Origin of the sequence: Sutcliffiella tianshenii (assembly GCF_016908565.1) — a bacterium.
GTDB classification, from domain to species: domain Bacteria; phylum Bacillota; class Bacilli; order Bacillales; family Bacillaceae_I; genus Sutcliffiella_A; species Sutcliffiella_A tianshenii.
Genome location: NZ_JAFBED010000005.1, coordinates 86,830 through 103,416, shown reverse-complemented (window position 1 = coordinate 103,416; position 16,587 = coordinate 86,830). Strand labels below are relative to the sequence as shown.

Annotated in this window: 8 protein-coding genes; 7 read left to right on the top strand and 1 reads right to left on the bottom strand. The window is 46.6% G+C overall.

Annotated elements, in window-relative coordinates:
- Window positions 1-16: 16 nt before the first annotated feature.
- The 3 genes from JOC95_RS12440 to yidC all read left to right on the top strand — a co-directional run bounded on the left by JOC95_RS12440 (window position 17) and on the right by yidC (window position 2,725).
- Window positions 17-1,516, top strand: coding sequence for a class I adenylate-forming enzyme family protein (locus tag JOC95_RS12440; protein WP_239582880.1), 1,500 nt, complete (start codon window positions 17-19; stop codon window positions 1,514-1,516).
- Window positions 1,517-1,659: 143 nt separating this feature from the next.
- Window positions 1,660-1,914 (top strand): hypothetical protein, encoded by a 255-nt coding sequence (locus JOC95_RS12435; protein WP_204416687.1) that lies wholly within the window; start codon window positions 1,660-1,662, stop codon window positions 1,912-1,914.
- A gap of 55 nt (window positions 1,915-1,969) precedes the next feature.
- On the top strand, window positions 1,970-2,725 hold the full coding sequence (gene yidC, locus JOC95_RS12430) for a membrane protein insertase YidC (RefSeq protein ID WP_204417274.1): 756 nt from the start codon (window positions 1,970-1,972) through the stop codon (window positions 2,723-2,725).
- A 26-nt stretch (window positions 2,726-2,751) separates the two neighbouring features.
- Here the strand turns inward: yidC and JOC95_RS12425 are convergent, their stop codons facing one another.
- Window positions 2,752-3,897, bottom strand: coding sequence for an MFS transporter (locus JOC95_RS12425; RefSeq protein WP_204416685.1), 1,146 nt, complete (start codon window positions 3,895-3,897; stop codon window positions 2,752-2,754).
- 220 nt (window positions 3,898-4,117) lie between these two features.
- Between JOC95_RS12425 and addB the strand changes: the two genes are divergently transcribed.
- The 4 genes from addB (at window position 4,118) to JOC95_RS12405 (ending at window position 16,573) form a co-directional block, all read left to right on the top strand.
- The gene (gene addB, locus JOC95_RS12420) at window positions 4,118-7,630 is read left to right on the top strand and encodes a helicase-exonuclease AddAB subunit AddB (RefSeq protein ID WP_204416683.1); all 3,513 of its coding nucleotides are present in this window, start codon (window positions 4,118-4,120) and stop codon (window positions 7,628-7,630) included.
- Window positions 7,630-11,400: a helicase-exonuclease AddAB subunit AddA gene (addA, locus tag JOC95_RS12415; RefSeq protein WP_204417272.1), complete on the top strand. Its 3,771-nt coding sequence runs from the start codon at window positions 7,630-7,632 to the stop codon at window positions 11,398-11,400. Before addB ends, addA begins: the two co-directional genes overlap by 1 nt.
- A gap of 572 nt (window positions 11,401-11,972) precedes the next feature.
- Window positions 11,973-13,151, top strand: coding sequence for an exonuclease SbcCD subunit D (locus JOC95_RS12410; protein ID WP_204416681.1), 1,179 nt, complete (start codon window positions 11,973-11,975; stop codon window positions 13,149-13,151).
- Entirely contained in the window at window positions 13,148-16,573 is a 3,426-nt protein-coding gene (locus tag JOC95_RS12405) for an SbcC/MukB-like Walker B domain-containing protein (RefSeq protein ID WP_204416679.1), read from the top strand. Before JOC95_RS12410 ends, JOC95_RS12405 begins: the two co-directional genes overlap by 4 nt.
- The last annotated feature ends 14 nt before the right edge of the window (window positions 16,574-16,587 follow it).

The window sequence follows — 16,587 nt, the reverse complement described above, 5'->3', positions numbered from 1 at the left end:
AAAGGATAAGGGAGAGATGGAAGTGGCATTTGATGGATCGTGGCTGGTAAAGCGTTCACAACTGTCTCCTACAAAAATCGCCATTATAGATGGGGAAACTGGAGAGCATTGGAATTACAAGGAATTGTATAATCGCACTTTAAATATGGCTGATAGATTGTATCAACTTGGCATCGGACAGGGAGATAGGGTGGCAATGCTGTCTCCCAATGACCCGTCCTACTTTGAATTGCTGTTTGCCTGCCAGGCGGTGGGAGCAATATTTGTTCCGCTGAATTGGCGATTATCGGAAGAGGAGCTAATTTTTATTTTGCAAGATTGCCAGGCTAAGTGTGTCTTTATTCATCAGGACTTCAGTGATATGGGTAAGGGTCTTCCTTTTGAAACGATTCCTTTGAAAACAAAACCCGTTCATGCGTCTCGATCTGCAGAACTCCCTCTGGGGGATTCCTGCAAGCATGCGGCCATCATCTATACGGGTGGAACGACAGGTAAACCTAAAGGGGTAATCCTCTCTCACCGGAATATAGCGAGCAATGCAATCAATACGATCATCAGTTGGGGGTTAAGTGAACGGGATGTTACACTCACCTGCCTGCCCATGTTCCATACGGGAGGGTTGAATGCCCTGTCCACGCCGCTTTTGATGGCAGGCGGGACTGTCGTTATCATGAAGGATTTCCAGACGGATAAAGTGATGGATTTATTGACCCTTTATCATTGTACAGTGGTTCTGATGGTACCGACGATGTACCATATGCTGATTGAACATCCTGCTTTTGCCGAGGAGAGCTTTCCGTCCATGAAAACCTTTCTATCTGGAGGTGCACCTTGTCCATTGGAAATCTATGAAGCTTTTTTCCGTAAAGGAAAGCTCTTCAAGGAGGGATACGGACTTACTGAAGCAGGTCCGAACAATTTCTACATCGATCCGACAGAAGCCTATGGGAAGAAAGGTTCTGTCGGAAAACCCATGATGTTCAATGAAGTGAAAATAGTAAAAGAGAACAATAAGGTTGCAGAGGCGAATGAAGTAGGGGAAATATTCCTGAAAGGTCCCCATGTATTTACCGGCTACTGGTCGAATAAAGCTGAAACGGATAAAGTGAAATGTGATGGCTGGCTGCGCACAGGAGATCTTGGGAAAAAAGATGAAGATGGTTATTTCTATATTGTCGGGAGGGCGAAGGATTTGATCATCTCTGGCGGGGAGAATGTGTATCCCACAGAGGTTGAGCAGACGGTCTCCCAGCATATTGCCGTTAAGGAAGTCAGTGTGGTGGGGATTCCCCATCCTAAATGGGGGGAGGCGGTTCTCGCAGTTGTGTCTCTAAAGAGACCGGCATCAGAAAAGGAGCTGACTACCTACTGTTCTCAAAGGCTTGGAAAATATAAAGTCCCCAAGCGATTCATTTTTGTAAAAGAGATCCCTAAGACAGCGGTAGGGAAAATAGATAAGAAGCTTCTGATGGAAAGATACAGGGAGATTTTTACTTATGAAAGTGAGCATCTATAATTTACAATAAGATACACCTAGTTTTTTTAGCAGACTAGGTGTATCTTTTATTTATAGGGAAATACTTTTATTGAAACTTTTCACTAGATGGACCCGTACTTCTTTTTGTGTGAAACCAATACCTGTAAGGCAGGTTTTTATAAATGGAATTTTATCTTGATATTTTGCTATATGCACCATATGTAACAGCTACATTATTATGTCTTGTCACGTATTGTTTTTATCTGGAGTCGAGGCAGGTCTTTTATCAGTCCCGTTCATGCTCTCCATCCTTAGATACGAGCGGGGCGGTTTCTTTTCAGGTAAACAGGAAAAGGAGAAACCGCTTGGCATTCGTTTACAGGAAACGTCCTACCAAGGAAACAATCGATGATGAGGAACCCCCTTCCTTCTACTGATATTAAGTAAAACTTAGAAAATTGGTAGGAGGAAACTACATTGAAAAAATTTATTATGGCAGTATTGATGGTGGTTTTAATGGCAGTGATGACGGGGTGCAGTATGAGTGAGCCGATCACTTCCGATACCCAAGGAGTGTGGAATCACTATTTTATCTATCCGATGTCACTTCTTTTGACTAGTGTGGCAGATTTCTCAGGAGGCAATTACGGCTTGTCCATCATTGTCGTGACAATCCTGATCCGACTTCTAATTTTTCCGCTCGTGATGAAGCAGCAAAAGAGCACTGTCGCGATGCAAAAGCTAAGACCTGAAATGACGGCTCTCCAGGAGAAATACAAAGGGAAAAAGGATCAGGCAGAGCAGCAGAACATGCAAAAGGAAATGATGGAGCTTTACCGGTCCCATAACATCAACCCTGTCGCAGGCTGCCTGCCGGTATTGATCCAGATGCCAATCATTATGGCATTCTATTATGCAATTGGAAGAACGACGGAAATTGCTGAGCATTCCTTTCTCTGGTTCAGCCTAGGTCAATCCGACCCTTATTTTATCCTGCCTGTCGTGGCTGCAATCACTACTTTTATACAGACGAGGGTGACCTTGACACCGGACATCCAGCCGCAAATGAAAATGGTGATGAACATCATGCCGGTATTCATCCTAATTGCAGGACTGACCCTGCCATCTGCGCTTGCCCTTTACTGGGTGATCGGTAACCTTTTTGGGATCGGTCAAGGGCTGTTCCTGAAAAAACGCATGAAGAATTTGAACGATAGCGCTTCAGAAGCCTCTATGGCGACTAATTAATTTTATAAAACACTTGAATGAAGGTCCTATTCAAGTGTTTTTCTTTTTATCCAATAGAGCAGAAGGATATTGATCATGAACCAGCAAGACAGGATCAATAGTGTCATCGCAAAAGAAAAGGCGTGGCTGATAATCGGGCCGAAACTCGTCCCTGACAGCAGGGTGAACGAATAAAGGGAGATGGCACTTGCGCGGTATTGAGCCCCGAGCATCCCGACATAGGATATGATGCTTGGCAAGTAGATGGAAATGGCGGCAACAAAAAGTATGGAAGCAAGGCTGATGACTATGGGAACGGGATGGATAAGTATCAGGGCAAACGATAGAATAATGGCAATCGAGCAACATAACAGCAACGACGGGACTTTCAGTCGCTTTTGCAGGCTGTTGGAAAAGAAACAGGAAACCACACCGATCAAACCTATGGAACGTACAAGGATAAACGGCTGTTCGGGGTATGTGAGGAGCAGATATTGATATAGGCTGTCATAGAATGCCACAAACGAAAGCAGCAAGGAAAATACAATAAGATAACAGGTCAGTAGCTTCCTATCGGATAAAAGGTAGAAGAAAGGTTGCCATATCTTGCTTTGTGAAGCTGCACCCGACATGGAATGGCGCAGGATCACTGCACATAATACAAAAGTGATGGCGTATAAGAAGCCAAAGACAATAAAAACCGTCTGCCACCTATAGGAGTACTCCAGCCACTCGCTCACTAATGGACCGGCGATCCCCGCCAGCAGAAAGGCAGCATTGATGAAGGAAATGGTCATGGTGCGGAGGTTTTCTGTATAGTGGTCAAAGCAGTAGGCAAACGCAACCGGTGCAAAACATCCAAGGGCAAAACCCTGCAGGGAGCGGAATCCGTATAAATAGTGGATGTTGCCGGCAAAAGAAACGAAAAGGGTCGCACAGGCAGAGAAGAGCATTCCATACATCAGGACATTCTTTCTGCCAAGCTTTTCCGACAATGGGCCAAAAGTCAGAAGCCCGATGGCGTAGAAAATACTGAAAAAACTGCTGGCAAGGACTGCTTGGGATTCTGGTATCTGCCATTCCAGACTGATCGGTTGATAAAGTGGAATCAGTGTATATAAATTGCAGACAACCAAAAGCCCCATGATAGTAAGCAATGTCGCAGAAAGATAGTTGCCTTTTGCGCTATTCATCGAGTATCACCTTCCCAACTTACCTTATGCCCAAAGAAAGGTTTGCGTGCTTGGAATCCATTGCCCAGCATCCTAATATTTGTATAGGGCAGGTTGGCATATTCCACTTTTTTTAAGTACAATGGAAGAGGGAAAATAATTATATAATCATAGATTCAGTGCGACCGGAATCGTTAGAGCCGGTCGCGTTTTAACCATAGAGAAGTTTGGGGGAAATGCTGTGTCGATTCGTTTTTTGATAGGAAGAACAGGAAGTGGAAAAACCAAATGGTGTAGCGACCAGATCCTTCAGCAGTTGAAAGAGAATCCAAAAGGATCGCCGATTGTCTATCTCGTTCCGGAACAGATGACTTTTCAGTCGGAATATCGGATGGTTCAATCTCCCGATATAAAAGGGATGATCCGGGCACAGGTATTCAGCTTTACCCGACTTGCATGGCGTATCCTGCAGGAGGTCGGGGGGATCAGCCGTTTTCATATCGATCAGACCGGGATCCATATGCTGCTTCGCAAGGTGGTTGAGGAGCATAAAAAAGATTTCCAGGTGTTTGGCCGTTCTGCCGAGCAGTTTGGCTTTATTGAACAGATGGAAAGCATGGTATCGGAATTCAAGCGCTACTGTGTGACTCCTGAGCAATTACAGGAAGAGATTGTCCGCATCAAGGATGACACCACCATTTCTGAACATGAAAAAATGCTCGCCAAAAAGCTGACCGATATATTGGTGGTCTACCGTCAATTGGAGCAAACTCTTGAAGGCAAATATGTGGATGGAGAGGATTATCTGCAGCTGCTCGCTGAAAAAATCCCTCATTCCTCCTATATAAAACATGCAGATATATTCATAGATGGCTTTCACAGCTTCACCCCACAGGAAGTGGAGGTGCTGAAGCAGCTGATGGTGCATGCCAATTCTATCACTATAGCACTTACATTGGACAAGCCCTATGATGAGGAGGCGCCATATGACCTTCATCTTTTCCGGTCAACCGGTACCACTTACCAGAAGCTGAGAAGCATTGCGCTTGAAGAAGGCTGCAAGGTGGATAGTCCTATTTTGATGGAGGATGCCCACCGCTTTATGCACTCCGATTCACTGCGTCATCTTGAGCAGTATTTTGACGTAAGGCCAACAGTGGCTTATCCGGGCAAGGGTGAAGTCTCCATATTGCAGGCAGTCAACAGAAGAGCCGAGATCGAAGGAATCGCAAGGGAAATCACATCGCTTGTCCGTGACAAGGGTAACCGCTATAAAGATATCGCGGTCATTGTCCGGAATGCCGAGTCCTATGTGGACTTGATCAATACAGTTTTCAAAGATTATGAGATACCTTTTTTCATTGATCAAAAGCGCACGATGCTTCACCATCCGCTGGTTGAGCTCTTGCGCTCAAGTATCGAGGTTGTCACACGGAACTGGCGCTATGAGTCTGTCTTCCGTTGTGTAAAAACGGATTTCTTTTATTCAGTAGATCAAGATATAGAAGAGATGCGGGAAAAGACGGACAAGCTCGAGAATTATTGCCTTTCCTATGGCATTCAGGGGAAAAGATGGACAGCGGATGAACCGTGGAAATACCGCCGCTTTTTCAGTATCGATACGGAAGGGCAGTATATACAGACTGATGAAGAGCTGGCATATGAACAGGAAATCAATGAGCTGAGAACCATGATTGTGAAGCCGCTGGCCCAGCTTGAGAAGCGCTGGAAGCGTTCAAAGTCCATAGAAGGCTTCTGCAAGGCACTGTACGAATACATGGAGGACCTTGGCATACCGGCCAAACTGGAAATCCGGATGAGAAAAGCCGAGGAAGCAGGGTATCTATCATCGGCAAAAGAAAATGAGCAGGTGTGGAAAGCGATCATCGGCATGCTTGATCAGATGGTGGAATTGATTGGAGATCAGCCCATCTCGATGGCGCTATTTTCAAAAATGTTGGAAAGTGGATTGGAGAGCCTAAGGTTCAGTCTTGTACCACCAGCCATCGATCAAGTGATTGTCGCCAATTTTGACTTATCGAGATTGACCGATATCAAAAATAGCTTTGTCATCGGAGTCAACGAAGGGGTCATTCCTGCAAAAATCAAGGATGAGGGCTTTGTTTCAGAGGAAGAGAGGGAGCTTCTTTCCACCTATGGAATGGAGTTGGCACCCTCAAGCCTGGAAAGATTACTGGATGACCATTTTCTCGTATATTCAGCTTTCCTTTCCCCTTCCCATCAGCTTTATATCAGTTATTCGCTGGCTGATGAAGAGGGAAAGGCACTCTTGGCCTCCTCTTATATCAAACGGATAAAGGAAATGTTCCCGCAGGCACAGGAAAGGCTTTTGATGAATGAGCCTGCAGAGCTATCCCAGGAGGAGCAGCTCATGTTCGTCCATACTCCGGGCACTACCCTTTCCAATCTGGCAGTTCAACTCCAGGCCTGGATGAAGAAATATCCGGTCGATCCGGTATGGTGGGATGTATATAATACCCTTCTTGAGAATGAACAATGGAATAGCCGAACCGAACAGGTGCTGAAAAGTCTGTTCTATAGGAATGAAGCGAAAAAACTGGATACGGCTGTCAGCAGGCAGCTTTACGGCGATCATATGGAAGCCAGTGTATCCAGGATGGAGAAATTCAGTGCATGTGCCTTCTCACACTTCGCTTCCCACGGGTTGAGGCTGAAGGACAGGCAGATTTATCGACTGGAGGCGCCGGATATCGGGCAGCTGTTCCATGCAGCACTTAAAACTATTTCCGACAGTCTCCGTCAATCGGGAAGTGACTGGAAGCTGTTGACGAAGTCAGAGTGTGAAAGGCTGGCAAAAGAGGCAGTAAACATCTTGGCACCAAAGCTGCAGGGGGAAATCCTTTTAAGCTCAAACCGGTTCCAATATATTAAAAGAAAACTAGAAACCATCATTACAAGGGCAGCGCAAATCCTCAGTGAGCATTCAAGGGCAAGCAAATTCACGCCTGTTGGACTTGAACTTGGTTTCGGCGGCAAGGAGGAGCTGCCACCGATAAAGGTCGATCTCCCTAACGGGGTTTCCATGGAGCTTGTCGGACGGATTGACCGTGTTGATAAGGCGGAGGGGTCCAACGGATTGCTGCTTCGTATCATCGATTATAAATCAAGCAACAAAGCATTGGATCTGACGGAAGTGTACTATGGATTGGCCTTGCAGATGCTGACCTATCTCGATATTGTCATTTCCCACTCACAGGGATGGCTTGGAACTCAAGCGTCACCGGCAGGGGTCCTGTATTTTCATGTGCATAACCCCATGATCAAAACGAATGGCATGGCACCTGAGGACATCATAGAAGAGGAGATTTTCAAAAGCTTCAAAATGAAGGGGCTCCTTTTAGGTGAAGAGGAATCTGTCCGTCTCATGGATCAGACGCTTGATAAGGGACATTCCCAAATCGTTTCCGCCGGTCTGAAGACCAATGGGGAATTCTACTCCAATTCCTCTGTGGCAAGTGAAACAGAATTCACCTACTTGAGAAACTATGTGAGGAAGACCTTTGAGGACATCGGGATGAAAATATCAGAGGGTGAGACCGGCATTGCACCTTATAAGCTGAAAAATCAAACGCCATGTACCTTCTGTTCCTATAAATCGTTCTGTCAATTTGATACCTCGCTTGAGGAAAACGATTATAGGATGCTTACGAATTTACCAAAGGATGAAATCATGGAATCCATCAAAAGAAAAGTGGAAGGAGGAGATCAATGATGGGACTCGAGCTATTGCCAAAACCAGTGGATGCACAATGGACGGATGATCAGTGGAAGGCCATTGTTGCAAGCGGCAGGGATATACTTGTTGCAGCGGCTGCAGGGTCAGGGAAGACGGCGGTCCTTGTGGAACGGATGATTCATAAGATTGTGCAGGAGCACGTGGATGTAGACCGTCTCCTTGTTGTTACTTTTACGAATGCTTCTGCAGCGGAAATGAGGCATCGTATCGGGGAAGCGTTGGAAAAGCAGCTGGAAAGGCGGCCGGCATCGCTTCATCTCCGCAGACAGCTATCCTTGCTGAACCGTGCTTCGATTTCGACCATCCACTCCTTCTGCTTGGATGTAGTGAGAAAATACTATTACATGATCGATATCGACCCGAGCTTCCGGATTGCAGATACAACCGAGATCCAACTGATGCAGGAGGAAGTGCTGGAGAACGTCTTTGAGGAAGAATACGGGAAAGAGGGGAATGACGCTTTCTTCGATCTTGTGGATCGGTACACGAATGACCGGACTGATGGTGCACTGCAAAAGCTCGTACTAGATCTGCATGAATTCTCAAGGGCCAATCCTTCACCGGAAAAGTGGCTAGGGGATATCGCTGCTTTTTATCAGTCAGCCAGTCAGCTTCCCATTGATGATTTTCCGTTTATTTCTATGCTTAAAAATGAGATGGAGCTTCAATTTCTCGGAGCGAAGAGTCTTTTGGAAAAAGCGATGGAGATCACACTTGAACCAGGAGGGCCGGCTCCCCGTTCCGTCAATATAGAGGAGGATACACAGCAACTGGCTAGGTTGCAGGCAGCCCTCCATGAATCTTGGGAAGCACTATATCAAGAGATGCAGGGACTTGACTTCCCACGGGCGAAGACCTGTCGAGGGGACGAATATGATAAAGAGCTGATTGAAAGCTGGACCAAGGTTCGAAACAAGGCCAAAGGCATCGTTCAAGGAATCAAGGACGAGCTGTTTTCAAGACGTCCGGAATCCTTCCTGAAGGACCTTGAGGAGCTGGCTCCTGTCATGGGCACACTGGTGGGGCTGGTTAAAGAATATGGCGTTCAGTTCAGCCTCATGAAGCAAGAGAAGGGGCTGGTGGACTTTTCTGACCTCGAACACCTTTGTTTAAGTATCCTGCGTACGCCTACTGAATCAGGTTTTGAAAGATCGGAAGCCGCAATGAGGTATCAAGCCACTTTCAAAGAAGTGATGGTGGATGAATACCAGGACACGAATATGGTGCAGGAGGCAATCCTGAAGCTTGTCACGAAAGAAGGGGAAGAGGCAGGAAATATGTTCATGGTTGGGGATGTGAAGCAATCCATCTACCGTTTTCGCCTGGCAGAGCCATTCCTTTTCCTAGGAAAATATAAGAGGTTCGACACCACAGGGGAAACTGGTGGTCTCCGGATCGACCTGAACCGCAACTTCCGTTCGAGAACCGAGGTGCTTGATGCCACCAACTTTATCTTCAAGCAGATCATGGGAGAGACGGTCGGGGAGATAGACTACAATGAAGACGCAGAATTGAAGTTTGGTGCAGCCAATTTTCCACAAGAGGATGATAGGGAAACAGAAGTGCTGCTTGTCGACAGGAGTGATCCATCAACCGAGGATACATTCGGGATGGACGAAACGGAAAACAGCCCATCCGCCTTTGACAAAGTGGAACTTGAAACGGCGCAGGTGGAGGCCAAATTGATCTCACAGAAAATCAAGAAGCTGATCGGGTCAGGCTACAAGATTTTTGATAAGGATGAAAAGCGAATGCGCCCTGTCACCTACAGGGACTTTGTCATTCTGATGCGCTCGATGCCATGGGCCCCGCAATTCATGGAAGAGTTCAAGCAGGAGGGGCTCCCCCTGTATGCAAACCTGAGCACCGGATATTTCGAGGCGACAGAGGTTGCGATCATGCTTTCCTTATTGAAAATCATCGATAATCCATATCAGGATGTCCCGCTTGCATCAGTTCTGAGGTCCCCGATCGTGGGACTTGATTCCAATGAACTGGCACTCATCCGGATCCAGCAGAGAAAGGGTAATTATTTTGACGCCCTTCTTGTGTTCCTGAATAAAGCGCCTGATAGTGTGGAAGAAAAAGAGGTTGTCAGAAAGGTTGCCGCCTTTTATGACCTGCTTCAGATATGGCGTACATCAGCCAGGGAGGGTGCGTTATCTGAGCTGATCTGGCAAATCTACCAGGATACCCACTTTTACGATTTTGTGGGGGGGATGCCAGGAGGCAAGCAGCGACAGGCAAATCTGCGGGCTCTGTATGACCGGGCAAGGCAATATGAATCTACGTCTTTCCGTGGACTGTTCCGCTTCTTGCGTTTCATTGAGAGGATGCAGGACAGGGGAGAGGACCTTGGAGCCGCAAGGGCACTTGGCGAGCAGGAGGATGTCATCCGTCTAATGACCATCCATTCCAGCAAAGGGCTAGAGTTTCCGATCGTATTTGTGGCAGGTCTATCCAAGCAGTTCAATATGATGGATTTAAACAGCAGCTATCTGCTCGATAAGGAGCTTGGATTCGGTTCTAAATATGTTAACGCACGCCTTCGAATCACCTATCCGACACTTTTGCAGCTGGCATTGAAGCGCAAAGCCAAGTCCCAGCTGATTGCAGAAGAAATGCGGGTGCTTTATGTAGCTTTGACACGTGCAAAAGAGAAGCTTTATCTCGTTGGCACGGTCAAGGATTTTGAGAAATCAAGGTTGCAATGGGGTGAATCTGCGGACTCCCAAACCTGGCTTTTGCCTGACTATGCAAGAGCTGGTGCGAAATCCTATATGGATTGGGTAGGTCCCGCACTTGTCAGGCACAAAGATACTGAGTTGTTACGGGAAGGTCCGACTTCACCTCTCGTACCCCGTGAGATAGTCGACCATCCGGCTTCCTGGAAGGTGACCGTCACAAATGTGCAAGAGCTGCTTGAAGAAATGGAGACAGCAAAGCATGAGGAAAATGAGCTTCTTGAAAAAGTGAAGCATGGCCTCCATGTAGACATCCAAAGTCCACTTATAGAACAAGTGAAGGGGCAGCTGAATTGGCAATATCCATTCAAGGAAGCAAGCAAACACCGCTCAAAGCAATCGGTGTCGGAGCTGAAGCGAATGAAGGAGCAGCAGGATCCTTATGCAGATCACTCAATGGTGCAACCTGACCGGAAGTACTTTTTGGATCGTCCATCCTTCCTTCAGAAAAAACGCTTATCTCCAACCGAAATCGGAACAAGCATGCATACCGTCATGCAGAACATCCCACTGGATCTAACCGGCTATACACGCTATGAAATCCAGGCTCAAGTTTTGCAGATGGTCCAGAAAGAGCTGATGACAAGCGAGCAGGCGGAAGTCATCGATATGGACGCGGTGGCAGGCTTCTTTGCCACTTCGATCGGCAAGCGCATGATACATGCTGAGAAAGTGTATCGAGAGGTCCCTTTCAGCTTTGCATTAAAAGGAAATGAAATTGTTGATCATGCGGAGCTCGAGGAAGAAACAGTGCTCGTCCAAGGGGTGATTGACTGTCTGATCGAGGATGAAGAAGGGATGGTACTGCTTGATTATAAAACAGATACCATAACAGGCAGATTTGCCGACGGCTTCAAGGAGGCGGAACCGGTTCTGAGAAATCGCTATCGGGAACAGCTCACCTTATACGGAAAAGCGGTGGAGCAGATTTGGAACAAAAAGCTCACTGCGAAATACCTGTATTTCTTTGATGGAAATCACTTGGTGAAGATAGAAGAATAAGAGAGCTCTTTTTGTAAAGTTTGTTTCATTAATTTTAGGGTGGGCTAAAAGATAAGACGTCAACATTAAACACCCTGTTGGTTTCCGTTCCAGGCGTTCGCTTTCCGCGGGCGGTCTCGGGAGCCTCCTCGGCGCTTTTGCGCCTGCGGGGTCTCCCTTGACACGCTGCTCCCGCAGGAGTCTCACGCCTTGCACTCCAACCAACAGGGGTGACTATTAGTAATAAATTTGCCTTACTAAAGGTAAGAAAATTGCATGTTATCCTTATTTTTGTTTCTGTACCGAATTCAATTGGCTTTTAGGATTTTCCAAATAGAAAAAATATTTAACCCGTGAGTTGATTGAAGCGGAGGACACTTGACTCCTGCGGGAAAGTAGAGGCGAAGCCGAGGAGGCTCCCATCCGTCCCCGCGGAAAGCAAGTGTCCGGAGCGGAAATCAACGGCTACATTTGATTGAAACATATTATTTTATAAGAACAATTATTGAGAAAACAGTCATTAAAAAGTGCACAGGCGGAGAGGGACAGGGTTCCGATCCGCTTCTGTCCTTTTTTGATAGGGGGAAGAAAGGTTGAGAATACTGCATACGGCCGATTGGCATTTGGGCAAGACATTGGAAGGTAGAAGCAGATTACCTGAGCAGGCTCAATTTCTCGATGAGCTGGCCGCGATTGTAGAGGAAGAAAAAATCGATGTCATCCTCATGGCAGGGGATGTTTATGATACCGTAAATCCACCAGCACAAGCGGAGGTGCTGTTTTATGAATCCTTGCAAAAGCTCTCCGACAAGGGACGACGGCCTGTTGCTGTGATTGCCGGGAATCACGATAATCCGGACAGACTTTCCGCCTCCCAGCCACTCGCATCCACTCAGAGCATTTCCTTGCTAGGCTACCCAACCATGGACATACAATCCATTCACATTCCAACCACCGGCGAATTGCTGAGGCTTGCATCCCTGCCATATCCATCGGAATCAAGGCTGAATGAGGTGCTCTCCGATACTTTTGATGAAAAGGTAATTCGTGACCATTATGATGCACGGATACGTCAGCTTTTTGAAAAGATGTGTGAGAGTTTTACAGCCGATTCGGTGAATATCGCGATGAGCCATCTGTTCGTAGCAGGAGGCAGTTCAAGTGATTCAGAAAGGCCGATAGAGGTTGGTGGTGCATTTACGGTTGCCGCAGAAAGCCTTCCGCATCAGGCTCAGTATGTTGCACTCGGACATCTGCACCGTCCGCAGACCATCAAGCGTGCAAAAACCATGGCGCGCTATTCCGGTTCGCCTCTTGCCTACAGTTTTTCAGAGGCAGGCTATGCAAAAAGTGTAACCATCATTGATGCTGTGCCAGGTGAAGACGTTGTGACAAACGAAATCTTCTTGTCGAGCGGAAAACCTTTGGTACGATGGAAGGCGACAGAAGGATTACAGCAGGTTTTCGGATGGCTGGAGGAGAAAAAGGATGCAAATTCCTGGATTGACTTGGAAATACATGTGACGAACGCATTATCGATGGAAGAAATTCATCGTGTGAGAAAGCTGCATGATGGCATCCTTCACATCCGCCCTATTTTCCCTGAAATGATAGAAGAGAAAAGCATGGTGAAAATGGATAGCATGCCTATAGAAGAGCTGTTTGTACGCTTTTATGAAAAGCAATCAGGCGGTGCTCAGCCTGAAGAAGGACTTGTCCGGTTGTTTTTATCCTTATTGAATGAAGAAGCAGGGAAGGAGGGTGAAGCATGAAGCCGATAAGTTTGACAGTAGCTGGCCTGCACAGTTTTAGGGAAAGGCAGGTCATTGATTTTGAAGCGCTTTGCCAAGGAGGGGTGTTCGGGATATTTGGCCCGACCGGAAGCGGTAAGTCCTCGATCCTCGATGCAATGACACTTGCCCTGTACGGAAAAGTGGAACGTGCCTCCAATAATACACAAGGAATCATGAATCATGCGGAGAATGTCCTGGATGTTTCCTATGTATTCGAATTGGAAAATTCCAAAGGCAAGCAGCGGTTCAAGGTGGAGCGCACCTTCAAGAGGACCGATGATATTCGGGTGAAGTCGGGTATATGCCGATTGTCGGAAATAAGAGACGATGAGCACCTGGTGATTGCGGACAAATCAGGGGATGTAAATCAGGCTGTACAGGAGATCCTAGGCTTGACCATCGATGACTTTACCCGTGCTGTCGTACTTCCTCAAGGCAAGTTCGCAGAATTTCTTTCCCTGAAGGGCGCAGATAGACGGCAGATGCTGCAGCGTCTATTTCAGCTGGAGAAATACGGCGATGAACTTTCCCGCAAGATCAAAGAGGAGCTTCATGGGAAAACGCGCCTCCTTGGTGAAATTCAAGCCGAACAGCTTGGGCTTGGCGAAGCATCTGATGAAGCGGTAAAGACTGCAGAAGAGGCCTACAAGGAATTGGATCAAGCTGTAAAGTCTTCCGAAAAGGCCCTCCAGGAAATGGAATCACTTTTCGAGGAAAAAAAGAAAAAGTGGGAGTGGCAGTCAGAAAGAGGGAAGGTGGAATTTTCCCTCAAGAGGATGATGGAGAACGAGAGTCACATCAAGAAATTGGAAGAGAAAGTCTCTCTTGCTCAGCAGGCATCAGCTTTAAAGCCATTATTGGAAGATCTGATGGAAGTAGAGGGTGCATTGGAAAAATGGCAGCATCAGTTTGAAGAGGACACCATCAAGCATAGTACGGCGAAAGAGCTCCTGCAAAAAGCGGTGGAGACCTATGAAGCTTCCAGAAAGAAAAAAGAATTACAACATCCTGAGCTACTTCGGCAAAAGGAGCGGCTGGCTAGGGCTAAGACATTGGAGGACGGCCTGATTCCGTTAAAAACGGAATTGAAGAAGCTTGAAGAAGAGCTTGAGCTGAAAAATGAAAAGCTAAATAAAGAAGGGCTTCTAGAAACCCGAACAAGGGAAATTCATCAAAAGGCACTGGCGAAGCAGAAAAGCCTGAAGGCGGAATTGACGGACCTCTCCCTCTCCGCCAAGAAGCTGGAGGAGCTTCAGCATGCTTTTGAGAAAAAGCAGGAAATCACCCAAGTCCAAAGGAAGCTGAAAGATACGAACGAAGAAACGCAAAAGCTGTTTGAAAAACTGCAGCACTATCAGAAGGATAACAGCCGTGCCCAAAACGAGCTCCAAGAAGGTAAAAAAGGGCTTTTAGCATTTTTCCGAAGCACGGAAAAGCATTATGCAGCATGCTCCCGCCTGACTGTCGAACTGGATTGGATGGGGCATCAGGTGGAGAAGTTCCTTCAGGATGAAAAAAATCTTGAGGACGAGCTGAAGATCCATCAGATTGCCATGGAATTGGCCAAATCGTTGGAGGAAGGGGAGGCTTGCCCTGTATGCGGCTCCACCCATCACCCGAGTCGACCAGATCAAGAAAGCATGAAGGAAATTGCCAGCAGTAAAGAAGAAAACGGAGTGGAAGCACTGATACCTTCCATTCAAACGGAAAAACAGAAAAATGTTACCGTGAAATTGAAGCTCGAACAGATGGCTTCCGAATTGTATCAAGAACTTGAAGGAGCCTATTCCTTGCCGGACCCTGCGCCTTCTATAGAACAGGTGGAAGAATGGGAAAAGGAATATCGTGATACGGCAGAACCTGCGGAGCTATTATTGAAGAAATTCCATAAGATACAGACCGAGCAGAAGGGCTTGCAGCAGGACCTGATCCATTTTCAGGAACGGAAAGCGCAGCTCGATCTTTCTTTGAGAAAATCAAGCCAAGATGTCAGTGAAACCTATAAGCTCATGCAAACCTTCGAGGAGCAGTGGGCAGGATGGAATCAAAGATTGGAAGAGTTGAGAAATATTAATGCAGAATTGTGCACATCATGGACAGAGCACTTCCCTGACTTGAAGCTGGAAACGATCGAAGCAGACTTTAAAGCTGCAAAAGAAGTGGAAAAGCAGATGAAGGTGCTGCAGGAGCGAATCAATACTAGTGTTGAATTCATTGAAGAGAAAGAAAGGGAATTACGGACAGTACAGGAGCGTAAGCAAGAGATGGAAAAGCTTGTTTTCCAGGAGGATCTCATTAAGAAGCAGCTTCAAAACCGGATAGAGGAAACAAATGGTGAAATAAAAGCCGTTGTTGGTGATCTGTCCATTCTCCATGAATTGAAGCAAGTGGAAGAGAGCCTGCTTAAGTTGAATGAACTGGAGGAGAATGCATATAAAGATTGGACTTCAGCTCAAAACGACTATCACGAACGTGATAAAAAAGTCAAACAGAGTGAACAAATGGTTGCCGAAACCTCTTCACGCAAGGAGACTCTTTTTGATAAGTGGAGACTAGCCTTAGAGAAGAGCACCTTCACTTCCAAGAATGAAGTGGAGGAGGCCGTCATATTCCTTGAAAATATGGATCAATGGTCAAAAGAGACAAAAAGCTATTGGGATGAGCGCAATATGCTTGAAAAAGATAAGAAGCGATTGGATGCATTGATTGGGGAAGCATCCATAAGTGAAACAGAATGGATTGACATTCAAGAAAATGTACAGGATAAAAGAAAAATGCTTAGAATGGAAATCGAAGCAAAAAGTGCCGCCCAACATCACCTTTCCACAGTAAAGGAAAGAAATGAACGATATCGGGTCCTGGAAGACAAGAAAGAGCAGCTTTCCGATGAAATAGGCTCCTATCAAAAGCTCCAGGCGATCTTTAAGGGTAATAGCTTCGTCGAATATCTGGCTGAAGAACAACTCCATCAAATCAGCCGTGATGCATCTGAACGGCTAGGGCACCTTACCCGTCAAAGGTATGCGCTTGAGATGGATTCCCAAGGCGGATTCATCATTCGGGACGATGCAAACGGAGGGGTGAGAAGGCCGGTTTCCTCCCTAAGCGGAGGAGAGACATTCCTGACCTCCTTGGCTTTGGCTTTGTCGCTTTCAGCGCAAATCCAACTGAGGGGTGAATATCCTTTGCAATTCTTCTTCCTTGATGAAGGCTTTGGAACACTGGATTCCGAACTGCTGGACGCAGTAGTGACGGCCCTTGAAAAGCTCCAGTCCAATCATTTGGCAGTGGGTGTCATCAGCCATGTCCAGGAACTGAGAGCCAGACTCCCAAGACGTCTGGTGGTCACACCGGCCAGGTCGGAGGGGACAGGTTCTGTGGTCACCTTCGAGAATTTGTGATTTTGTAGCTTTGG